Below are 23,831 nucleotides of genomic sequence, written 5' to 3'. Positions count from 1 at the left end.
TTATGAGAATGATAAGGTAGGAGGACATGTGTTGGATATGCACGAATATCGAATGCTGATAATAAATCCGGGTTCAACGTCCACAAAAATTGGCGTGTTTCACAACGATAAACCAATTTTTGATCGAACAATCCGCTACGATTCACAGCAAATGAATCAGTTTGAGACGATATATGCACAGTATGAGTTCCGTAAAAACTCGATTTTAGAGGCACTTGATGAAGAAGGGATTAATTTATCTAAATTAAGTGCAGTATGTGGAAGAGGAGGGCTTTTACGCCCGATTGAAGGCGGCACATACGAAGTAAATCAAGCCATGCTCAAAGATTTAAAAGACGGTTATGCCGGCCATCATGCTTCAAATTTAGGCGGAATTTTAGCGTTTGAGATTGCGTCTGGACTAAATATTCCAGCGTACATTGTTGACCCAGTGGTGGTAGATGAGCTAAGTGACATCGCTCGTATCTCAGGAACGCCTTTTATGGAAAGGAAAAGCATCTTTCACGCGCTGAATCAAAAATCGGTTGCTCGAAAAGTAGCTAAAGAAATGAATAGCACATATGAACAAATGAACGTTATTGTTACCCATATGGGTGGAGGCATTACAGTTGGAGTTCACAAATGCGGAAAAGTAATTGATGTGAACAATGGCCTGCACGGCGACGGTCCTTTTAGTCCAGAGCGCGCTGGCGGTGTACCGGTTGGTGAATTAGTTCGTCTTTGCTTTTCAGGTCAGTATTACCGCGAGGAGATTATGAAAATGCTTGTCGGAAAAGGCGGGCTTGTCGGTTATTTGGGCACATCTGACGTGCAGAAAGTCGAAGCGCTAGTGAAAAATGGAAACGAAAAAGCGAAGCTTATCTACGAAGCAATGGCTTATCAAATTTCGAAGGAAATTGGAGCTGCCGGTACGGTATTGCATGGAAAAGTAGATGCCATTATTTTAACGGGAGGCATTGCTTATTCAAAAGCCTTTGTTGAGCTGATTATTAATCATGTAAAGTGGATTGCAGATGTCATTGTTTATCCTGGAGAAAATGAGCTTCAAGCGCTAGCTGAAGGGGCTCTCCGAGTGCTTACAGGTGAAGAAGAAGTGAAGGAATATAAAGGCGCTTAATAGCGTTTGCAGAAAGGTGTGAAGCAGTGTGGCAAAAGAATATGATTTGGTCATTCTCGGTGGTGGAACCGGAGGGTACGTAGCAGCTATTCGTGCCTCTCAGTTAGGTCTATCGGTAGCGGTTGTGGAAAAAAATAAGTTAGGCGGCACATGCCTGCACGCAGGGTGTATCCCAAGCAAAGCTTTACTAAGAAGTGCAGAAGTCTATCAAACGGCTAAGAAAAGCAGTGAATTTGGCGTAGAAACGTCCAATGTACTATTGAACTATGCACGTGTGCAAGAACGAAAGTCAGAAATTGTTTCACAGTTACATAATGGTGTCAAGCAGCTAATGAAAAAAGGTAAAATTGACGTATATGAAGGAATCGGCCGTATTTTAGGACCTTCTATTTTTTCTCCTATGCCAGGAACCATCTCCGTCGAATTAAAAAGCGGTGAAGAAAACGAAATGTTAATTCCAAAAAATGTAATTGTTGCAACGGGGTCTCGTCCTAGAACATTACCTGGTTTAACGATTGACGGAGAGAAAGTAATCACTTCAGATGAAGCATTAAAGATGGAAACACTTCCTGCTTCTATTATTATTGTGGGAGGCGGAGTCATTGGAATTGAATGGGCGTCAATGCTCACAGATTTTGATGTTGATGTAACGGTTATTGAATACAGCGATCGAATTTTACCAACAGAAGATCAGGATATCTCCCGTGAAATGACGAAGCTTTTAAAAGCAAAAGGAGTGACCATTGTTACTTCTGCTAAAGTAATGGCTGATACACTGTCTATTGGTGGTCAGGTGAAAATTTCGGCTCAAGTAGGAGACGATATGCAAGAATATAAAGCAGAAAAGCTGCTTGTATCTGTAGGGCGTCAAGCGAATGTCGAAGGAATTGGTCTCGAGAATACCGATATTGTAGTAGAAAACGGTGTGATTGCCACGAATGATTTTTATCAAACGAAAGAATCTCATATCTACGCAATTGGAGATGTGATTGGTGGACTGCAGCTTGCACATGTAGCTTCTCACGAAGGAATTGTAGCTGTTGAGCATTTACATGGTGAAAAGCCTTTGAAGATTGATTACACAACAATCTCTAAATGCGTATACAGCAGCCCGGAGGCAGCAAGTGTAGGATTAACAGAACAAGAAGCAAAACAGCAAGGATTTCAGCTGAAGGTTGGAAAGTTTCCGTTTAAGGCCGTTGGAAAAGCTCTTGTATATGGAGAGGCAGAGGGATTTGTTAAAATTATTGCCGATGCCGACACAAATGATGTTCTTGGTGTGCATATGATTGGACCTCACGTGACGGATATGATTTCTGAAGCGGGTCTTGCAAAGGTATTGGATGCTACACCATGGGAAATTGCTCATACCATTCATCCTCATCCTAGCCTTTCAGAAGCGATGGGAGAAGCTTCATTAGCTGTAGATGGAAAAGCGATTCATTTTTGATGATTAAAGGAGGTTTAAACATGACAAAAAACCGTCATGAATCATTAGGATTAACTGATGAACAAGTACTTGAAATGTACCGCACTATGCTGCTTGCACGAAAAATTGATGAGCGTATGTGGCTATTAAACCGTGCAGGGAAGGTGCCTTTTGTTATTTCATGTCAAGGTCAAGAAGCCGCTCAAGTTGGCGCAGCTTTTGCCTTAAACAGAGAGAATGATTACATATTACCTTATTACCGCGATCTGGGTGTTGTGCTGGCATTTGGAATGACCGCGCGCGATTTAATGCTTTCTGGGTTTGCTAAAGCAGAAGATCCAAACTCAGGAGGTCGTCAAATGCCAGGTCACTTTGGCCATAAAGAAAAGCGAATTGTAACAGGATCTTCTCCAGTTACAACACAGGTGCCTCATGCAGTAGGAATCGCTTTAGCAGGACGGTTGGAGAAAAAAGACTTAGTCACGTTTGTCACGTTTGGAGAAGGATCTTCTAACCAAGGAGATTTCCATGAAGGCGCGAACTTTGCAGGTGTTCATAAGCTTCCTGTTATCTTTATGTGTGAAAATAACAAGTATGCGATTTCTGTTCCGGTTGAAAAGCAGCTAGGATGCGCAAAAGTATCTGATCGTGCGATTGGATATGGTATGCCAGGCTACACAATTGATGGAAATGACGTCCTTGAAGTATACCGAGTGGTAAAAGAAGCAAGAGATCGTGCATCCAGAGGAGAAGGGCCTACTCTTATTGAAACTGTTTCAGAGCGTTTGACGGCCCATTCAAGTGATGACGATGATCGTGCATATCGCGGCGCAGAAGAATTGTCTGAAGCTAAAAAGAGTGATCCGCTTGCGTACTTTGCGGCTTATTTAAAAGAGGTTAACGTGTTAACCGATGAACGAGAAAAACAAATGCTTGATGATATTATGAACATCGTTAATGATGCAACAGATTATGCTGAAAACGCTCCTTATGCAGAAGCGGAATCGGCTTTAAAATACGTGTACGGTGAGTAAGGAGGAGAACATATGCCGGTTATTTCATATATTGATGCAGTAACAATGGCCATTCGTGAAGAAATGGAAAGAGATTCCCGCGTGTTTGTATTAGGAGAAGACGTAGGGAAAAAAGGCGGCGTATTTAAAGCAACCAACGGACTGTACGAACAGTTCGGAGAAGAAAGAGTTATTGACACACCTCTTGCAGAGTCCGCTATTGCAGGCGTAGGAATCGGAGCGGCAATGTACGGCATGCGTCCGATTGCTGAAATGCAGTTTGCTGATTTTATTATGCCTGCAGTCAATCAAATTGTGTCAGAAGCAGCAAAAATTCGCTATCGTTCTAATAATGATTGGAGTTGTCCAATTACAATTCGAGCTCCTTACGGCGGCGGAGTTCACGGTGCTCTTTATCATTCTCAATCTGTTGAAGCACTATTTGCCAATACGCCAGGGTTAAAGATTGTGATGCCTTCTACGCCTTATGATGTAAAAGGATTATTAAAAGCAGCTATTCGTGATGATGATCCAGTTCTTTTCTTTGAGCATAAGCGTGCGTACCGTTTGATTAAAGGAGAAGTCCCTGAAGATGATTATGTACTTCCGATTGGCAAAGCAGATGTAAAGAGAGAAGGAGACGACATCACGGTTATTACATATGGTCTTTGTGTACACTTTGCTCTTCAAGCTGCTGAAAAACTGGAAGCAGACGGTATTTCAGCACACATCTTAGATTTAAGAACGGTCTATCCGCTTGATAAAGAAGCTATCATTGAAGCAGCATCTAAAACAGGTAAGGTCCTGCTTTTAACGGAAGACAACAAAGAAGGCAGCATTATGAGCGAAGTAGCAGCTATTATTGCTGAACACTGCTTATTCGATTTAGATGCGCCAATTCAGCGCCTTGCTGGCCCTGATGTTCCAGCTATGCCGTATGCACCAACAATGGAAAAATATTTTATGGTGAATCCAGATAAAGTAGAAAAAGCAATGAGAGAATTAGCTCAATTTTAAAAGGAGTTGTATCAATTGGCTATTGAAAAAATTACGATGCCGCAGCTCGGTGAAAGTGTAACAGAGGGTACAATTAGCAAATGGCTCGTTTCTGTTGGAGATCACGTAAATAAGTACGACCCATTAGCTGAAGTCATGACGGATAAAGTAAATGCTGAAGTGCCTTCTTCTTTTAGCGGAACAATTAAAGAGTTAATTGCAGGTGAAGATGATACTTTGCCTGTAGGAGAAGTGATTTGTTTAATTGAAGTAGAAGGAACTGTACCTCAAAAAGAACAGAAAACGTCTGATAAGACTGTAGAAGAATCAGCGCCAAAAACAGCGGACAGTCAATCCAATAAAAGCCGATACTCTCCAGCTGTTATGCGTCTGTCACAAGAGCATAATATTAATTTAGATACCGTGGCAGGAACAGGTGCGGGCGGCCGCATTACAAGAAAAGATATTTTAGCAGTTATCGAAAAAGGTGGAGCTGCTGAAGCGAAAGAAACGCCTGCACCAACAGTTCAAACAGAGGCACCTGTAGCAGAATCTGCTCCAAAAGCTGTTTCAAAAGCGCAGCAGCCTGCGCCTGTTGTATCTGCAGCAGGAGATCAAGAAATTCCTGTTACAGGTGTGCGTAAAGCTATTGCGGCAAATATGCTTCGCAGCAAGCATGAAATTCCGCATGCATGGACAATGGTTGAAGTTGATGTAACGAACTTAGTTTCTTATCGTGATTCATTAAAGGCGGAGTTTAAACAAAAAGAAGGTTTTAACTTAACGTATTTTGCGTTCTTCGTAAAAGCAGTGGCTCAGGCTTTAAAAGAATTCCCTCAAATGAATTCAATGTGGGCAGGAGACCGTATTGTCCAGAAAAAAGATATTAATGTATCCATTGCTGTTGCAACAGACGATGCTTTATTTGTGCCGGTTATTAAACAAGCCGATGAAAAGACAATCAAAGGCATTGCGCGTGAAATTACAGAACTCGCGCAAAAAGTTCGTACGGGTTCATTGAAGTCTGAAGACATGCAGGGCGGAACGTTTACTGTTAACAATACAGGCTCATTTGGTTCCGTGCAATCAATGGGGATTATTAATTACCCGCAAGCGGCTATTTTACAAGTAGAATCTATTGTAAAACGTCCGGTTATTATTGATAACATGATTGCTGTTCGAGATATGGTTAACTTATGTTTATCACTTGATCACCGCGTGTTAGACGGCTTGGTGTGCGGCAGATTCTTGGCAAGAGTTAAAGAGATTTTAGAATCAACGTCTAAAGAGAATACGTCCGTCTATTAAAAAAAGCAAATGGAGCTTTCTCCATTTGCTTTTTTATTTTGAAGCAATGATTGAACAATTTGTAAAAGATGTATTAAAATAAAAGAAGAATCATCAAACTTCAAAGTGTAATCATCTAGGTCTAGCAGGCAGCTATTAACTGTAAAGGGGCATGGAAATGAAAACAAATACATTATCATTTCATGAATTTACACGTACACCTAAAGAAGATTGGGCACAGGAAGTTAGCAAAAACACCGCGCTCCGCTCAAAAGAAACGTTAGAAAACATCTTTTTGAAACCGCTTTATTTTGAAAGTGATACGGCACATTTAGACTACTTGCAGCAGAGTCCGGCGGGAATAGATTGTTTAAGAGGAGCCGGTAAAGAATCATACATACTAGGGGAATGGGAAATCACCCAAAAAATCGACTTACCTTCTATTAAAGAAAGCAATAAACTTCTTTTACACAGTTTGAGAAATGGACAAAATACGGCCGCTTTTACGTGCAGTGAAGCAATGAGGCAAGGAAAAGACGTTGATGAAGCAACTGAAGCTGAAGTAGCCTCAGGCGCTACAATTTCTACTTTAGAGGATGTTGCTCAGTTGTTTCAGCATGTAGCTCTTGAAGCTGTGCCTTTATTTTTAAATACGGGATGTACATCCGTTCCACTTCTTTCGTTTCTAAAAGCATACTGTGTTGATCATAACTTTGAGATTAGACAGCTAACAGGTACGGTTGGAATGGATCCACTCGGCACCCTTGCTGAATATGGAAGAGTTCCACTTTCTACTCGAGATTTATACGATCATTTAGCTTACGCAACGCGTTTGGCTCACAGCAATGTTCCAGAGCTTAAAACGATCATTGTATCGAGCATTCCTTACCATAACAGCGGTGCAAACGCTGTGCAAGAACTAGCTTACATGCTTGCTACAGGAGTGCAGTATATTGATGAATGCATGAAACGCGGTTTGTCCTTACATCAAGTTTTACCTCACATGACCTTTTCTTTTTCAGTTAGCTCACATTTATTTATGGAAATATCAAAACTTCGTGCTTTTCGCATGCTTTGGGCAAATGTGGTTCGTGCTTTTGATGACACGGCCGTTTCAGTGCCGTTTATCCATACGGAAACGTCACGTCTTACACAGTCTAAAGAAGACATGTATACAAATGCATTAAGGAGCACGGTTCAAGCATTTGCTTCTATTGTAGGAGGAGCGGATAGTCTGCATATTGAACCGTATGATTCCGTCACATCCTCATCTTCTCAGTTTGCTCATCGCCTTGCCCGTAACACTCACTTAATTTTGCAGCACGAAACACATATATCAAAAGTAATGGATCCTGCTGGAGGCTCTTGGTACGTTGAAGCTTACACACATGAATTAATGACAAAAGCTTGGGAGTTATTTGGCAACATTGAAGACTACGGAGGAATGGAAGAAGCTTTAAAACAAGGGCGAATTCAAGATGAAGTTGAACAAATGAAAGTAAAAAGACAAGAAGATATAGAGTGTCGAATTGAGCGCTTGATCGGAGTCACACATTATGCTCCTAAGCAACAGGATGTATCTCAAGAGATAAAAAGCACACCGTTTAAAAAAGAAGAAATAAAAACGGATAAATACAGTGATCAGAACGCTTCGGAATTTCTTTCAAATCTTTCGCTAGAGGACTATACAAAGCTAGCATCTAAAGGGGTAACAGCAGGGTGGATGCTAAAACAAATGGCGAAGCAGACACAGCCTGACAGCATTGTGCCGCTCACTAAGTGGAGAGCAGCAGAGAAGTTTGAAAAAATACGGGTTTATACAAAGGGGATGAGCATTGGCATTATGGAGCTCACCGATCCTAGCAGCCGTAAAAAAGCTGAGATCGCCCGGTCTTTATTTGAAAGCGGAGGCTTTACGTGTGAAACAATTAAAAACATAGATTCCTATGTCGAGATAGCAGATTGGATGAATGAACAAAAGCACGAAGCATATGTGCTCTGTGGAAGTGATGAACTCGTGGAAAAGCTCTTAACAAAAGCGATGACTTATTTTGAGGAAGATTCCGTTTATGTGTACGTAGTAGGAGAAGAACATGTATCACGCAAAACGCAGTGGCAGCAAAAAGGTGTAATGAGCGTCATACATCCTAAGACAAATGTTATTCAATGCGTTAAGAAGTTATTATGTGCTTTGGAGGTAGAAGTTCATGTATAAAAAGCCTTCTTTTTCTAATATTCCATTATCGTTTTCAAAGCAGCAAAGGGAAGATGACGTGATTCAAAGCTCCTTCACTTCTTTTCAAACAAATGAACAAATTGAATTAAAATCATTATATACAAAAAAAGACAGAGATGACCTCGACTTTATTCACTTTGCACCTGGTGTCCCACCGTTTGTGAGAGGACCGTATGCAACGATGTATGTGAATCGGCCTTGGACTATTAGACAGTATGCAGGATACTCAACGGCGGAGGAAAGCAATGCCTTTTACCGCCGAAACCTAGCTGCTGGACAGAAAGGGCTGTCTGTTGCTTTTGACCTCGCTACCCACCGCGGCTATGACTCTGATCATCCAAGAGTTGTTGGAGATGTAGGGAAAGCAGGCGTGGCAATTGATTCAATGATTGATATGAAGCAGCTGTTTGAAGGGATTCCGCTTGATCAAATGTCCGTGTCGATGACGATGAACGGGGCGGTGCTTCCTATTTTAGCTTTCTACATCGTAACAGCTGAAGAACAAGGCGTAAAAAAAGAAAAGCTGGCTGGAACGATTCAAAACGATATTTTAAAAGAATATATGGTGCGCAATACGTATATTTATCCTCCTGAAATGTCAATGCAAATCATTGCGGATATTTTTAAATATACAGCGGAGTACATGCCGAAATTTAACAGTATCAGTATATCAGGCTATCATATGCAAGAAGCAGGCGCTCCAGCAGACTTAGAGCTTGCTTATACGCTTGCAGACGGACTTGAATATGTACGAACCGGCTTGAAAGCGGGAATTACAATTGACGCATTTGCTCCGAGACTATCCTTTTTCTGGGCAATTGGAATGAACTACTTTATGGAAGTAGCGAAAATGAGAGCGGGGAGGCTGCTGTGGGCAAAACTAATGAAGCAGTTTGAGCCGGATAATCCTAAATCACTCGCTCTTAGAACGCATTCTCAAACGTCCGGATGGAGCTTAACAGAGCAGGATCCATTTAATAATGTTATTAGAACATGCGTCGAAGCTCTAGCTGCAGTATCAGGTCATACGCAGTCGCTTCATACAAACGCACTGGATGAAGCGATTGCTCTTCCGACTGATTTTTCAGCTAGAATTGCTCGAAATACGCAGCTTTATTTGCAAAACGAAACGGAGATTTGTTCCGTTATTGATCCTTGGGGAGGCTCTTATTATGTGGAATCATTAACGAATGAATTAATGATAAAAGCGTGGAAGCACCTTGAAGAAATAGAGAAGCTAGGCGGAATGACAAAAGCAATAGAAGCAGGCGTACCTAAAATGAAGATAGAAGAAGCTGCTGCCCGTAGACAAGCAAGAATAGACTCAGAGGCAGAAATTATTGTAGGGGTTAACCAGTTCCAGCCAGAGCAAGAAGAACCGCTTGATATTCTTGATATTGATAACACAGCAGTTCGAATGAAACAGCTGGAAAAGTTAAAGAAAATACGCAGTGAACGTAACGAACAAGCGGTAATCGAAGCGCTTAATCGGCTGACCACTTGTGCCAAAACAGGTGAAGGGAATCTCCTTGCTTTTGCGGTTGAGGCTGCCAGAGCAAGAGCTACACTAGGTGAAATTTCAGAAGCTATTGAGAAAGTGGCTGGAAGACATCAGGCTACTTCTAAGTCAGTCAGCGGGGTATACAGTGCGGAGTTTGCGCATCGAGATCAAATCGAAGAAGTTCGAAAGCTCACGGCTGAATTTTTAGAGGAAGAAGGAAGACGCCCAAGAATTTTAGTCGCGAAAATGGGGCAAGACGGTCATGACAGAGGATCGAAAGTGATTTCAACAGCCTTTGCTGACCTTGGATTTGATGTGGATATTGGTCCTTTATTTCAAACGCCTGAAGAGACAGCAAGGCAAGCTGTAGAAAACGACGTACATGTGATTGGCATAAGCTCTTTGGCAGCCGGGCATAAAACGTTACTGCCGCAGCTTGTTGATGAGTTAAAGAAATTAGAGCGCGACGATATCGTTGTTATTGTCGGAGGCGTTATTCCTAAACAAGACTACTCATTTCTTTTAGAGCACGGTGCTTCTGCTATCTTTGGACCTGGAACAGTAATCCCAAAAGCAGCCGTTTCCGTCTTACATGAAATAAAGAAACGGTTAGAAGAATAGTTGGTGAAGACAATTGGTGAAATTAAAAACGGTACAAGATTATAAACAAGGGCTGCTTGAAGGGAAAAGAACAGCGTTAGCTCAAGCCATTACTTTAATTGAAAGTAAAGCGCCGAAGCATAAAGTAATAGCACAACAGCTGATTAAAGAAATCTATCCTCATACGGGGCATTCAGTACGCATTGGTTTTACAGGCGTACCCGGAGCAGGAAAAAGTACGCTGATTGACAAATTTGGATCGTACCTATGCAAAAATGGCCATTCCGTTGCAGTTTTGGCCGTCGATCCAAGTAGTACCTTGTCTGGAGGAAGTATTTTAGGAGATAAAACAAGAATGGAGCTGCTTGCCAAACAAGAGAACGCTTTTGTCCGTCCTTCACCTTCTCAAGGAACGCTTGGAGGTGTTCATCTTAAAACGAGAGAAGCCATTTTTCTTTGTGAAGCGGCTGGATATAACATCATATTCGTCGAAACGATGGGTGTTGGCCAAGGCGAAATGATTGTAAAAGAGATGGTAGACTTCTTTGTTATGCTTGCTTTAACCGGAGCAGGAGATGATTTGCAAGGAATTAAAAAAGGACTGCTTGAATGGGTTAATTTGATTTGTGTAAATAAAGCAGACGGGGATAACCGGTTAAAAGCAGAAGTGACTGCAAAAGAATACAAAAGTGTCATTGGTTTTCTTCACGGTCATTCCGGAGGATGGAAACCACAGGTCATCACAACTTCTGCTTATGAAGAAGCGTCGTTTCAACATTTATGGAAGATAATTTGTGACTATAAGGAATGGATGAATAAAAATGATCTGTTTTATGCAGTAAGACAAAAGCAAATGAAGGCATGGTTACAGGCAAGTGTTAATGAATATTTACAAGAATCATTTTATGAACATCCTTTAGTTAAGCAAACATTAGGGGATGTTGAAAAACAAATGATGACCGGAGATGCCACAATGGCTGAAGCTCTCGAACACTTGATTAAAATCTATCAGCAGGCGATGAAAGAAATGTAAAAAGGATCCTGCATTTTATGCGGATCCTTCTACACTAGGGAGTTAAGAGTAAGGTTTTCTAGCTGTAAAAATAGTATCACCATTTCTTTTCTTATTTAATCTTGATTACCAAGAAAAAATGAGTCAAAGCAATCGCCTTTTTAGTTTTCGTTTGCTATGATAAAGAATAGATAGCAAAAGGGAGGTATGAAAATGAATATCGATTTTAACTTGTTTATGAACGACGTTGTTCGTCAAGCCCGTAAAGAAATTACAGCTGCTGGTTATACAGAATTAACGACGGCTGAAGCGGTAGATGAAACGTTTAAACAGCCTGGTACAACGCTTGTAATGGTGAATTCAGTTTGCGGTTGTGCAGGAGGTATTGCAAGACCTGCTGCAGCGCACGCTGTACATTATGATAAACGTCCAACAAACTTGGTTACAGTATTTGCTGGGCAAGATAAAGAAGCAACTGCGCGTGCACGCGAATACTTTGAAGGTTATCCACCTTCATCTCCATCTTTCGCTTTATTAAAAGACGGAAAAATTATCACAATGGTAGAGCGTCACGAAATTGAAGGCCACGAGCCAATGTCAGTTGTGATGAAGCTGCAAGAAGCATTCGAACAGCATTGTGAAGAAGTGTAAGAGAGAAGCCGTTTTGAACGGCTTCTTTTTTTTATACCTTTTTTTACCTATCTGTATGCAGGCTTTCTAACGAGTGGAAAATGTTGAGAAAAGGTATTTTCAAATAGTGAAACTTATATTTAAAAAAGATATTGCATATTTATAATGTTGTGTTAAAATACATTTATATGAATATATATTTAAATTTCGACATTTACTTGCAATAGTAAAAAACTTATTTCATAATATTATTAATTTTTAAAAAATAATGTAAGGAATAAACTAGGGGGAACGAAGATGAAATTGAAGAAGTGGTTATCGGTAACGGCAATTGGTCTCTTAACAGCAGGCGTTTTAGCTGCATGCGGAGCAGGAGAAGGAACGTCTAATGGCGGAGCAGGCAGCGACGACAAAGATAAAAAAGTACTAGTAATGGGAACATCAGCAGATTACCCACCATTTGAATATATTGATACGGCAAAAGGTGATAGTGAAGCAATTGGATTTGACGTAGATTTAGCAAAAGCAATCGGTAAAAAGTTAGGCTATGACGTACAGGTGAAGGATATGGAATTTGGCGGATTAATTCCAGCTTTACAATCTAATAAAGTCGATTTAGTTTTAGCTGGTATGACGCCAACTGAAAAGCGTAAAAAGAACGTGGACTTCTCAGACGTATACTATGAAGCAAAAAACATGATTGTATCGAAGAAAGATGCGCCAATTAAAAATGCGGAAGAACTAAAAGGAAAAACAGTCGGTGTACAAACTTCTTCTATTCAAGCAGACGAAGCAAAAGAAATTGCAAAAGAAGTTGACGGAGTAAATGTAACAACGCGTGACCGTATTCCAGAACTAATTCAAGAAATGAAATCAAATCGTATTGATGCGGCGATTATTGAAGATACAGTAGCTAAAGGATATGTGAACAAAGACAAAAGCTTGCAAATGTCTGATACAGGACGTCCCGATTCAAGTAAAGGATCAGCAATCGCATTTCCTAAAGACAGTAAGTTAACGGATGACTTTAACCGTGAATTAAAGAAAATGAAAGAAAACGGTGAATTAGATAAATTAATCGTTAAGTGGTTTGACGATCAAAAATAAGAATGATAGTTAGAGAGGAATGGAACTAGGCATGAATTTGGATTTTTCACAAATCGTGCCTTCTATGCCTTATATTTTAAAAGGTATAGGGGTAACGATACAGATAGTCCTAGCTTCAGCAATCTTAGGGTTTGTGCTGGGAGTTATTTTATCTTTATGTAAAATCAGCCGCAATAAACCTCTTCAATGGTTTGCGGATGCATATACGTCCGTGTTTCGCGGAACACCGCTTGTACTGCAATTATTATTAATATACTTTGGATTACCTCAGCTGCTCGGGTTTGATATTGCCCCGTTTCCAGCGGCTGTGGCTGCGTTTGGACTAAACTCCGCAGCATATATATCTGAAATTATTCGCGCTGGTATTTTAGCTGTTGATAAAGGACAGCGTGAAGCGGCATTAGCGTTAGGAATTCCTTATCGCCGCATGATGGGACAAATTATTTTGCCACAGGCACTTAAAAATATTTTACCTGCTTTAATGAATGAGTTCATTACATTAACAAAAGAATCAGCTATCGTTACAGTTATTGGAGCACTTGATATTATGCGCCGTGCTTACATTGTAGGTGGAGAAAAATTCGCCTACCTTGAACCGTTAATTTTTGCAGGGTTGATTTATTATGTAATGGTAATGGGCTTAACGCTCCTTGGTAAAGCAGTCGAGAGGAGAATGAGAAAAGGTGATTAACGTTGAAAATTTACACAAATCATTTGGTAAAAATGAAGTTTTAAAAGGTATTTCAACTACGATTAACGAAAAGGAAGTCGTGGCTGTTATTGGCCCTTCTGGTTCTGGTAAATCTACTTTTTTACGCTGTATGAACCTGCTTGAAGAACCGACGAGCGGATTAGTTTCCATTAATGGTCAAGTGATTACAGATAAAAAAACAAACATTATGCGTGTGCGTGAAAATGTAGGAATGGTATTTCAGCATTTTCATTTGTTTCCACATATGACCGTGCTTGAAAATTTGACGTATGCTCCGATGACGGTAAAAGGCGTGTCAAGAGAAACGGCTGTTGCTAAAGGCAAAGAATTACTCCAAAAAGTTGGACTTGCTCAAAAAGCCAACGAGTTTCCAAGTCGCTTATCGGGCGGTCAAAAGCAGCGTGTAGCTATTGCAAGAGCATTGGCAATGGAGCCGAAAGTGATGCTGTTTGACGAACCAACATCAGCATTGGATCCAGAGATGGTAAAAGAAGTACTAGATGTAATGAAGTCGCTAACAGAAACAGGAATGACGATGGTCATTGTAACGCATGAAATGGGATTTGCACGAGAAGTAGCAGATCGCGTGCTGTTTTTAGACGGCGGTGTGCTTGTTGAAGATGCGCCTCCGGCTGAATTTTTTTCAGCGCCTAAAAGCAAGCGTGCTAAAGATTTCTTAGAAAAGATTTTATAATAAAAAAGTGCAGGAAGAGTACGATCTTTTCTGCACTTTTTTTATTGAAATTTATACGGTACAACAAGATTTAAGGTTGTGTTATTTTTCTATTCGTGTTAATAAAGAATAGAGTATTTTATCACACTAAAAAGAAACCAACATGTAGGAGTCTAGAAAATGAAATTTAAAATTGGGTACCGGACAATTAAAACAGCCGTCGGTACATCACTGGCTATTATTATAGCTCAGTTCTTTCACCTCGAGTTTTTTGTATCAGCTGGAATTATCACCATTTTGTGCATTCAAAATTCAAAGAAAAAATCGTTGCGAAGTGCAAGCGATCGTTTTATTGCTTGTTCTTTATCCATTCTGTTTTCGTTTATATTCTTTGAAGGGATTGCTTATCATCCACTTGTTATAGGACTGATGCTGCTTTTGTTTATCCCGGTTACGGTTATATTCAAAGTTAATGCAGGCATTGTTACAAGCTCCGTTATTTTGCTTCATATTTACTCCAAAGGCAATATGACATGGGGAATCGTCTTTAATGAACTTGGCTTAATTGTAATTGGGATAGGTGTTGCCCTGCTTGTGAATTTATATATGCCAAGTTTAGATCAAGAGCTTCGCACGTATCAGCAAGAAATTGAAGAAAATTTCCGGTCGATGTTAAAGGAAATCGCCCTGTATCTCAGAACCAATGACAGCAGTTGGGACGGTAAGGAAATTGCAGATACGGTAAAAATTTTAGAAAAAGCAAAAAGCCTTGCGTTTCGTGATGTAGAAAATCATTTTGTTCGTGGGGAAAATTATTATTACCGCTATTTTAAAATTCGTGAAAAACAGCTTGAAATTATTGAACGCACGCTTCCTCTCATTACCGCTATTGATCTGGTAGTAGAACAGCGCTACATGATTGCCGATTTCATTGAAGAATTAAGTCTATCCATCCACCCTGGTAATACAGCAAAATTATTTTTAGCCAAACTTCAGCATCTACGAGAAGCGTTTGCAGAGATGCCGCTTCCTAAAACGCGGGAAGAGTTTGAAGCGCGTGCCGATTTACTGCACGTAGTCAAAGAAATTGAACAATATTTGATTATTAAACAAACCTTAAAAATAAGTTAAATAGCATGCATGTTGTTTATCTTGCTTACGAACACTAAATAAGACAAGAGATATCTCTCTTGTCTTTTACTTAGGACTAACGTAAGGTGGTGGATTACGTGCGTGTGTTTGCTTTTATCCTTTTACTACTATCTCCGGTTTGGCCATTAGGAGAAAATCCGTTGCCAAATGATCCTTATATTATTATTAATAAACAAAGCAATGAGCTTGCTTATATTCAAAATAAAGAAATTAAACAAATTATTAAAGTAGCAACGGGGAAAACAGTTAATCTGACGCCCGAAGGAGAGTTCACGGTAACAGTAAAAGCTGTTAATCCTTATTATCGGAGAAGTAACATTGAAGGAGGCGCTCCTCAAAATCCTCTAGGTGTAAGGTGGATTGGATTTGATGCAAGAGAGACTGACGGACGTATTTATGGCATTCATGGTACAAATCAGCCGGATTCCATCGGTAAATATGTATCGAATGGCTGTATTCGCGTAGAAAATCGTGAAGTAAGCCATCTATATGATCAAGTCCCGTTAGGTACAAAAGTATGGATTGTATCTACAGATCAATCTTTTGAAGAGTTAGCCGCCCAAAAAGGGATTGTGAATATACAGCAAAAGACTGGTGACTAGTCACCAGTCTTTTTATATGTTTGCATTGCACACAGAAACAGCAGTGCAGCTATGTTTTTCGTCATCAGTCCCGATTAAAACCACATGGCAAGTCCCGCTAAAAGCGTGGATATTAACATGACAAGAAGCATTAAAAACACAATGGTTTTTTGGATTTTCTTATTAGACATACAACCAAAGTCCTCCTACACGTTTTTTTCTTATTTTACATGTCTTCCGCTGCTTAGACAAGCAACTTTCTGTAGATACGCGAGCAGGAGATTTCTTTTGTTTTCAAGAATATGTGTAAATGAAAACGCTTTTTTAAGAGGTGAGAAAGTGATAAAAGGAATTGACCACATAGGAATAGCTGTAAAATCAATTGAAGGCAGCCTCCCATTTTATGAAAAGGTATTAGGACTGTCTCTATTAAAAGTAGAAGAAATAGAAGAACAAGGAGTAAAAGTTGCTTTTATTCAGTGCGGCAACGTAAAAATTGAATTATTAGAGCCACTCTTTGAAGACAGTGCGGTCGGCGCGTTTATCAAAAAGAGAGGTGAAGGTCTTCATCATGTTGCTTTAGGTGTGCGCACGATTGAAGAACGGATTAACGAGTTAAAGGAAAAGGGTGTACAAATGATTGACGATGTTCCGCGAAAAGGCGCAGGGGAAGCATCCATTGCTTTTTTGCATCCAAAATCAGCAAACGGTGTTCTTTATGAGCTCTGTGAAAAAACACTAGAGGAGGAGAAGAAACATGGTTGACATTTATGATAAATTAAATGAATTGTACGATAAGCGTCGGAAGATCGAGTTAGGCGGTGGAGACGAAAAAATTGAAAAACAGCACCATAAAGGAAAGCTAACGGCGCGCGAACGAATTGAAATTCTTTTGGACGAACATACATTTGTGGAATTAAATCCGTTTATTGAACATCGGTGTGCGGATTTCAGTATGAATAATCAAGTAGGACCAGGAGACGGGGTAGTAACAGGTTACGGCAAGATAAACGGTCGCTCAGTCTACTTGTTTTCGCAAGATTTTACAGTATTCGGAGGCGCGTTAGGTGAAATGCATGCTAAAAAAATTGCGCACGTAATGGACTTAGCGGCTAAAACAGGCGTGCCTTTTATTGGCTTAAATGATTCAGGCGGGGCTCGTATTCAAGAGGGCGTCATGTCTCTTGATGGATACGGTCATATTTTTTATCGAAATGCCATTTATTCGGGTGTCATGCCTCAAATATCTGTTATTATGGGTCCTTGTGCAGGCGGAGCCGTGTACTCACCGGCGATTACGGACTTTGTTTTTATGGTAGAAGAAACAAGTCAAATGTTCATTACAGGACCAAAAGTAATTGAAACGGTAACGGGAGAAAGCATTTCCTCTGAAAATCTTGGAGGAGCAGCTGTTCATAACGAAATTAGCGGTAATGCCCATTTTAGAGGTGCAACAGAACAAGAGGTGCTAGAACAAGTACGAACGCTCTTAAGCTATCTTCCTCAGTCTAGTCAAGAGCAGCCTCCTTTAGCCTCAAAAGCAGAGTCTGATGATTATCGTCCGGATTTATTAGACGTTGTCCCGTTTGATGCCGTGCGCCCTTACGATGTGCGTCAAGTTATTCAGCAAGTAGTGGACGAGCGCTCATTTTTTGAAGTGCAAAAAGACTTTGCAAGAAATATTGTCATTGGTTTTGCTCGCATAGATGGAAAAGTTGTCGGACTTGTGTGTAACCAGCCTAAAGTAATGGCAGGCAGTTTAGATATTAACTCCTCAGATAAAGCAGCAAGGTTTATTCGATTTTGCGATTCATTTAATATCCCACTTATTACATTTGAAGATGTTACAGGTTTTTTCCCAGGTATCAAGCAGGAACATGGCGGAATTATACGTCATGGTGCTAAAATTTTATATGCATACTCCGAAGCTACCGTTCCGAAAATCACAGTGATTTTGCGAAAGGCGTACGGAGGTGCATACGTAGCTTTAAATAGTAAATCGATTGGAGCGGACCTTGTGTATTCGTGGCCGAATGCAGAAATCGCTGTTATGGGTCCTCAAGGTGCTGCAAATATTATCTTTGCAAACGACATTCGAGGCAGTGAAAACCCAGATGAAACAAGACATGAAAAAATTGAACAGTATCGCAAGAAATTTGCTAATCCTTACGTAGCAGCAAGCGCTGGAATGGTGGATGATGTTATTGATCCTCGGGAAACACGAATAAAATTAATACAAGCGCTTGAAATGTTGCACAATAAAAAGGAAGAGCGTCCAGCAAAAAAACATGGTAACATACCATTGTAGGTTATTTTTGGAGGGATTACATATTATGATTAATGAACAACGAATCGTTGATTTATTTATTGAATTAGTACAAGTAGACTCAGAAACAAAGCATGAAGAAAAAATTGCTGTTGTACTAAAAGAAAAATTTACTGCATTAGGCGTCGAAGTAGTAGAAGATGATGCCAAAGAAAAAACCGGACACGGAGCCAACAACTTAATCTGCACACTGCCAGCTACAAAAGAAGGAGTAGACACAATCTACTTTACTTCTCATATGGATACAGTCGTACCTGGAAACGGTATTAAACCGTCTATTGAAGATGGCTATATTAAAAGTGACGGCACGACAATTCTTGGAGCGGATGATAAAGCAGGCTTAGCAGCAATGCTAGAAGCCATTACCGTATTAAAAGAAGAAAATATCGCGCACGGCAAAATTGAATTTATTATTACAGTAGGAGAAGAATCTGGCTTAGTGGGCGCTAAAGCTCTTGATTCTAGTCTCGTAACGGCAAAATTCGGCTATGCTTTAGATAGCGATGGCAAAGTGGGAGACATTATTGTTGCTGCGCCGACGCAAGCAAAAGTAAATGCAACAATTTATGGAAAAACAGCTCATGCAGGTGTAGCTCCTGAACGAGGCGTTTCTGCTATTACGATTGCTTCGAGAGCCATTTCTAAAATGCCGCTTGGACGTATTGATGAAGAGACTACAGCGAATATTGGACGTTTTGAAGGTGGAACGCAAACCAATATCGTGTGTGACCGCGTCGATATTTTAGCAGAAGCTCGTTCATTAATTCCAGAAAAAATGGAAGCACAAGTAGCGAAAATGAAAGAAGCGTTTGAAACAGCTGCACAAGAGATGGGCGGACGTGCAGAAGTTGATATTAAAGTGATGTATCCAGGCTTTAAATTTGGCGATGGAGATCATGTTGTCGAAGTTGCTAAAAAAGCTGTGGCTAATATCGATCGTCCTTCACGCCTGCTTCAAAGCGGAGGCGGAAGCGATGCAAATGTAATCGCAGGCTTTGATATCCCAACAGTAAATTTAGCAGTTGGTTATGAAGACATTCATACAACCAATGAAAAAATTCCGGTAGAAGAACTGGTGAAGACATCTGAACTAGTAGTGTCGATTATTAAAGAAGTAGCAAAATAATAGTTGCAGCCTTGCTTTTATATAAAAGCAAGGCTTTTTACATAGTGAATAGTAAATAGTCTGAATTTTTTAACATAATGTATAATGAAGAAAAGACGGTCGTTTTGTACAATAAAGTTAGTAATACATTTTACCAAAGTAGAAGTTGAAAATAACGTATATAAAAAATATGTAAGCGCTTTCAATTTTGGTTTTATCAACAGATATCCTTGGGAGGTTGATGCAATGAGATCACAGGAAAGTTTGCAGTCCATCATTCAAAACTTTAATGAAGTAGAAAAAGGGTTGTCAAATAGAGAAGCAGTCGAAGAATCTAATCGATGTTTGTACTGTTATGATGCACCCTGTATTCAGGCATGCCCTACAGGAATTGACATCCCGACGTTTATTAAAAAAATTGCATCGGGCAATTTAAAGGGGTCTGCCGAAACGATTATGTCTTCTAATCCCGTAGGAGCAAGCTGTTCGAGAGTTTGTCCAACCGATGAACTATGTGAAGGAGCGTGTGTGCTTAACCACTCAACCAAACCAATTATGATTGGAGATTTGCAGCGCTACGCAACGGATTGGGCTATTCAAAATGAACAGGTGCTGTTTGAGAAAGGAAGAGCAAACGGCAAAAAGGTAGCAATTGTTGGTGGAGGTCCGGCGGGTCTCTCTGCAGCAAGAGAACTGGCGCGATTTGGGTATGATGTAACCATTTTTGAAGCGGAAAAACAAGCAGGAGGGTTAAATACATATGGAATCGTGTCGTTTCGTCTTCCTCAAGCGATTTCATTTTGGGAAGTTGAACAAGTAAAAAGCTTGGATGTAAAAATTAAAACAAACGTAAGAATTGGAGAAGATGTTCTTCCAAGCGAATTGCTGCAGTCATATGACGCGGTTGTATTAGCTATTGGTATGAGCAAGGTGCCTTCTCTACATGTTGAAGGTGAAGAGCTAGACGGTGTGTATGATGCGATTGATTTTGTGAAAAAAACGAAGTCAGAAGCGCTATCAACAGAATTTGTGGGTAAGCGTGTAGCCGTCATTGGAGCGGGAAATACTGCGATTGATGGTGCTACGTGTTCCGTGCGCTTGGGAGCTGAAAATGTTCAAATTTTATACCGTCGTACACGAGAAGAAATGACGGCCTATGATTTTGAATTTGAATTTGCGAAACAAGATGGTGTTGAATTCCGCTGGTTAACGGCGCCTATACGAATTATTGGAGATGAAAATGGTAAGGTGAGCGGGATTGAATGCGTAAAAATGACGTTAACAGATCCAGATGCAGACGGCCGCAGAAAGCCTGTTCCTGTTGAAGGTTCAACATTTACGATTCCAGTCGATGCTGTTGTTAAAGCAATTGGTCAAGAACGGTACCTGTCTTTGATTCAACAATTCCAGCTGCATCATGAAGACGGAGTTGTCTTAATCAATCAAGAGACGTTCCAAACATCAAATCCAAAAGTATTTGCTTGTGGAGACGTTATTTTTGGTAAAGGGCAAGGAGAAGCAATGGTTGTGACCGCTGCTCAGCAAGGAAAACAAACGGCGTTAAATATTCATATGCAGTTAACAAAAGAAACAATGGAAACAGCTTAAAATCAGGAGGAGGAGAAATCTATGGCAGATTTAACAACAAATTTAGCAGGTATTCAATCACCAAATCCGTTTTGGCTGGCATCCGCACCGCCAACCAATTCAGGTTATCAAGTGCAGCGTGCATTTGAAGCAGGATGGGGAGGCGCAGTTTGGAAAACGCTTGGTGATCCGATTTTAAATGTTTCCTCTCGATTTGCTGCCGTTGGCTTCAACGGTCAGCGCGTAGCCGGCTTTAATAATATTGAGTTAATCACCGATCGTCCGCTTGAAGTTAATTTGAAGGAAATCTATGAAACGAAAAAGAAGTTTCCTAACCACGCAATTATTGCCTCCCTTATGGTAGAGCCTCAGCAAGAAAAATGGCATGAGATTGTCAAAAAAGTAGAAGACGTAGGAGTGGATGGACTAGAGCTGAACTTTGGCTGTCCGCATGGAATGGCAGAACGAGGGATGGGTGCTGCCTCTGGGCAAGTCCCTGATTTGGTTGAAAAACAAACGTATTGGGCTAAAGAAGTTGCTCAAACACCGGTCATTGTTAAATTAACCCCAAATATCACAGATATCACCGTTACAGCAGAAGCAGCGGTTCGAGGCGGTGCTGACGCTGTGAGTATGATTAACACTATTAATAGTTTAGCAGGAGTAGACATTCATTCATGGAATACGATTCCACACGTAGCAGGAAAAGGCGCTCACGGAGGTTATTGCGGCCCGGCTGTTAAGCCGATTGCATTAAACATGGTTGCTGAATGTGCAAGAAGTCCGTTTATTAACGTTCCAATATCAGGTATGGGAGGCGTTTCGAACTGGCAGGAAGCCGTCGAATTTATGCTCATGGGTGCGACAGGTGTGCAAGTATGTACAGCTGCTATGCATCACGGGTTCCGCATCGTAGAGGATATGATTCAAGGTCTCAATTATTATTTGGATGAAAGAGGAATCGAAAAAGTAAGTGATATTGTAGGGAAAGCCGTTTCAAAATATTCCGACTGGGGCAACTTAGATCTCAATTATAAAGTAGTGGCTCGCATTGACCCGGATACGTGTATTAACTGCAATAAGTGTCATATTTCTTGTGAAGATACTTCTCACCAATGTATTGATATGCTGAAAGACCCTTCAGGGAAATCTTATTTAAAAGTAAGAGAAGAAGATTGTGTAGGCTGTAATTTATGTTCGATTGTATGTCCAGTGGACGGAGCTATATCCATGGTTGAATTACCGAATGAACAGCCTCCAATGACGTGGAATGAACGCCAAGCTGCTTTACAAGCGACGGCTGCACAGCGATTAGATGTATAAAGAAAAGGGGATGAAGAAATGAAGAAAATCGTTAAAAATGGTGTGGTAGTCACAGCAACAGATACGTATAAAGCCGATATTTTAATTGAAAATGGAGTTATTTCGGCAATTGGCTCGGGATTTGAAGAGCAGGGCTGTGAAGTGATTGATGCAAAAGGCAACTATGTATTTCCAGGAGGCATCGATCCTCATACTCATTTAGATATGCCGTTTGGAGGCACCGTTACAAAAGATGACTTTGAAACAGGTACAAGAGCAGCAGCTTTTGGAGGTACGACAACTGTTATTGATTTTTGCTTAACCAATAAAGGCGAACCGCTGCAAAAAGCGATCGGCACATGGCATGAAAAATCAAAAGGAAAAGCGGCTATCGATTATAGCTTTCATCTAATGATTGGCGAAATCACGGAAGATGTATTAAATGAGCTTCCTACGATTATTGAAAAAGAAGGAATTACTTCATTTAAAGTGTTCATGGCCTATAAAAATGTTTTTCAAGCAGACGATGCTACCCTTTATCAAACGCTAGTGCAAGCTAAAAAACTAGGTGCGCTTGTGATGGTACATGCTGAAAATGGAGATGTTATTGAGTATTTAACGGCAAAAGCACTAGAACAAGGACAAACCGATCCTATCTATCATGCACTGACTCGCCCTCCAGAAATAGAAGGAGAAGCTACGGGAAGAGCCGCGGTGCTAACGGAGTTGGCTGACTCACAGCTCTATGTTGTTCACGTGTCGTGCGCTGAAGCGGTTAAAAAGATTGCTGAAGCAAGGGAAAAAGGCGTAAATATCTGGGGTGAAACGTGTCCGCAGTATTTGACGCTTGACCAAACCTATTTAGAGAAACCGAATTTTGAAGGAGCAAAATACGTATGGTCGCCGCCTTTACGTGAAAAATGGAACCAAGATGTTTTGTGGAATGCTTTGCGTAATGGCGACTTGCAAACGATTGGATCAGATCAGTGTTCGTTTGATTTTAACGGTCAAAAAGATCTGGGAAAAGGAGATTTTACGAAGATTCCAAACGGAGGCCCTATTATTGAAGATCGCATGAGTATTTTATTTTCAGAAGGAGTAGTGAAGAACCGAATTAATATAAATCAGTTTGTTGATATAACATCAACAAAAATTGCTAAGCTGTTCGGACTGTACCCGAAAAAAGGAACAATAGCGGTGGGCGCAGACGCGGATCTGCTTATATTTGACCCTTCTGTTGAACGTACGATTTCAGCAAACACGCATCATATGGCAGTCGATTATAGCGCATTCGAGGGAATGAAAGTCACAGGTGAGCCGGTTTCAGTGCTTTGCCGCGGGGAATTTGTCGTAAAAGATAAGCAGTTTGTCGGTCAAAAAGGCTACGGACAATTTACAAAAAGAGCAAAGTTTAATGAGTTAAACACGGCTAACGAAGCTGAAAAATTAATGTTATAAAAACAGA

General features: G+C 40.5%; 21 protein-coding genes. 20 read left to right on the top strand and 1 reads right to left on the bottom strand.

Annotated features, from left to right (window positions below; genetic code table 11):
• The first annotated feature begins 37 nt into the window (after positions 1 to 37).
• From buk to U9R83_RS22085, 14 genes are all read left to right on the top strand, one after another.
• Positions 38 to 1,117, top strand: a complete 1,080-nt coding sequence (gene buk / locus U9R83_RS22150; protein WP_014458259.1) for a butyrate kinase — start codon at positions 38 to 40, stop codon at positions 1,115 to 1,117.
• Between the two features lie 28 nt (positions 1,118 to 1,145).
• Entirely contained in the window at positions 1,146 to 2,567 is a 1,422-nt protein-coding gene (lpdA, locus tag U9R83_RS22145) for a dihydrolipoyl dehydrogenase (RefSeq protein WP_014458260.1), read from the top strand.
• Positions 2,568 to 2,587: 20 nt separating this feature from the next.
• Positions 2,588 to 3,580 (top strand): thiamine pyrophosphate-dependent dehydrogenase E1 component subunit alpha, encoded by a 993-nt coding sequence (locus U9R83_RS22140; RefSeq protein ID WP_014458261.1) that lies wholly within the window; start codon positions 2,588 to 2,590, stop codon positions 3,578 to 3,580.
• 12 nt (positions 3,581 to 3,592) lie between these two features.
• Positions 3,593 to 4,576: an alpha-ketoacid dehydrogenase subunit beta gene (locus U9R83_RS22135; RefSeq protein ID WP_013084975.1), complete on the top strand. Its 984-nt coding sequence runs from the start codon at positions 3,593 to 3,595 to the stop codon at positions 4,574 to 4,576.
• A gap of 15 nt (positions 4,577 to 4,591) precedes the next feature.
• A complete protein-coding gene (locus U9R83_RS22130) occupies positions 4,592 to 5,863 on the top strand; it encodes a dihydrolipoamide acetyltransferase family protein (RefSeq protein ID WP_116742568.1) in 1,272 nt (423 codons plus the stop codon).
• Positions 5,864 to 6,020: 157 nt separating this feature from the next.
• Complete coding sequence (locus U9R83_RS22125) at positions 6,021 to 8,057, top strand: methylmalonyl-CoA mutase family protein (RefSeq protein WP_014458264.1); 2,037 nt, start codon at positions 6,021 to 6,023, stop codon at positions 8,055 to 8,057.
• Entirely contained in the window at positions 8,050 to 10,200 is a 2,151-nt protein-coding gene (scpA, locus tag U9R83_RS22120) for a methylmalonyl-CoA mutase (RefSeq protein WP_014458265.1), read from the top strand. The genes U9R83_RS22125 and scpA overlap by 8 nt, the downstream gene beginning before the upstream one ends.
• Positions 10,201 to 10,216: 16 nt before the next feature.
• The gene (meaB, locus tag U9R83_RS22115; protein ID WP_042991893.1) at positions 10,217 to 11,212 is read left to right on the top strand and encodes a methylmalonyl Co-A mutase-associated GTPase MeaB; all 996 of its coding nucleotides are present in this window, start codon (positions 10,217 to 10,219) and stop codon (positions 11,210 to 11,212) included.
• Between the two features lie 192 nt (positions 11,213 to 11,404).
• On the top strand, positions 11,405 to 11,842 hold the full coding sequence (locus tag U9R83_RS22110) for a BrxA/BrxB family bacilliredoxin (protein WP_013084970.1): 438 nt from the start codon (positions 11,405 to 11,407) through the stop codon (positions 11,840 to 11,842).
• Positions 11,843 to 12,124: 282 nt separating this feature from the next.
• A complete protein-coding gene (locus tag U9R83_RS22105; protein WP_371906159.1) occupies positions 12,125 to 12,928 on the top strand; it encodes a transporter substrate-binding domain-containing protein in 804 nt (267 codons plus the stop codon).
• A gap of 31 nt (positions 12,929 to 12,959) precedes the next feature.
• Entirely contained in the window at positions 12,960 to 13,619 is a 660-nt protein-coding gene (locus U9R83_RS22100; RefSeq protein WP_013059114.1) for an amino acid ABC transporter permease, read from the top strand.
• Positions 13,612 to 14,334 carry an amino acid ABC transporter ATP-binding protein gene (locus U9R83_RS22095; RefSeq protein ID WP_042991894.1) on the top strand — a complete coding sequence of 241 codons (723 nt, stop codon included), beginning with the start codon at positions 13,612 to 13,614 and terminating at the stop codon, positions 14,332 to 14,334. Before U9R83_RS22100 ends, U9R83_RS22095 begins: the two co-directional genes overlap by 8 nt.
• A 159-nt stretch (positions 14,335 to 14,493) precedes the next feature.
• Entirely contained in the window at positions 14,494 to 15,444 is a 951-nt protein-coding gene (locus tag U9R83_RS22090; protein ID WP_014458268.1) for an aromatic acid exporter family protein, read from the top strand.
• Between the two features lie 98 nt (positions 15,445 to 15,542).
• Entirely contained in the window at positions 15,543 to 16,067 is a 525-nt protein-coding gene (locus U9R83_RS22085; RefSeq protein WP_328575419.1) for a L,D-transpeptidase, read from the top strand.
• 74 nt (positions 16,068 to 16,141) lie between these two features.
• Here U9R83_RS22085 and prli42 read toward each other — a convergent pair whose 3' ends face one another.
• Positions 16,142 to 16,237 carry a stressosome-associated protein Prli42 gene (gene prli42 / locus U9R83_RS22080; RefSeq protein WP_149917156.1) on the bottom strand — a complete coding sequence of 32 codons (96 nt, stop codon included), beginning with the start codon at positions 16,235 to 16,237 and terminating at the stop codon, positions 16,142 to 16,144.
• A 148-nt stretch (positions 16,238 to 16,385) separates the two neighbouring features.
• Between prli42 and mce the strand changes: the two genes are divergently transcribed.
• The 6 genes from mce to hydA all read left to right on the top strand — a co-directional run bounded on the left by mce (position 16,386) and on the right by hydA (position 23,824).
• On the top strand, positions 16,386 to 16,811 hold the full coding sequence (gene mce / locus U9R83_RS22075; protein WP_080564787.1) for a methylmalonyl-CoA epimerase: 426 nt from the start codon (positions 16,386 to 16,388) through the stop codon (positions 16,809 to 16,811).
• Positions 16,804 to 18,354: an acyl-CoA carboxylase subunit beta gene (locus tag U9R83_RS22070; RefSeq protein WP_328575418.1), complete on the top strand. Its 1,551-nt coding sequence runs from the start codon at positions 16,804 to 16,806 to the stop codon at positions 18,352 to 18,354. The genes mce and U9R83_RS22070 overlap by 8 nt, the downstream gene beginning before the upstream one ends.
• A 25-nt stretch (positions 18,355 to 18,379) precedes the next feature.
• Positions 18,380 to 19,498: a tripeptidase T gene (locus tag U9R83_RS22065; RefSeq protein WP_013084962.1), complete on the top strand. Its 1,119-nt coding sequence runs from the start codon at positions 18,380 to 18,382 to the stop codon at positions 19,496 to 19,498.
• A gap of 225 nt (positions 19,499 to 19,723) precedes the next feature.
• Positions 19,724 to 21,085: an NAD(P)-dependent oxidoreductase gene (locus tag U9R83_RS22060; protein ID WP_014458273.1), complete on the top strand. Its 1,362-nt coding sequence runs from the start codon at positions 19,724 to 19,726 to the stop codon at positions 21,083 to 21,085.
• A gap of 21 nt (positions 21,086 to 21,106) precedes the next feature.
• Positions 21,107 to 22,387, top strand: a complete 1,281-nt coding sequence (gene preA / locus U9R83_RS22055) for an NAD-dependent dihydropyrimidine dehydrogenase subunit PreA (RefSeq protein ID WP_013084960.1) — start codon at positions 21,107 to 21,109, stop codon at positions 22,385 to 22,387.
• An 18-nt stretch (positions 22,388 to 22,405) separates the two neighbouring features.
• The gene (gene hydA / locus U9R83_RS22050; protein WP_042991896.1) at positions 22,406 to 23,824 is read left to right on the top strand and encodes a dihydropyrimidinase; all 1,419 of its coding nucleotides are present in this window, start codon (positions 22,406 to 22,408) and stop codon (positions 23,822 to 23,824) included.
• Positions 23,825 to 23,831: the final 7 nt, after the last annotated feature.

It is taken from the genome of Priestia sp. LL-8 (genome assembly GCF_036227845.1).
Taxonomy (GTDB): Bacteria; Bacillota; Bacilli; order Bacillales; family Bacillaceae_H; genus Priestia; species Priestia zanthoxyli.
The sequence above is the reverse complement of the archived record's forward strand: the minus strand, read 5'-3'. Positions and strand labels throughout refer to the sequence as shown.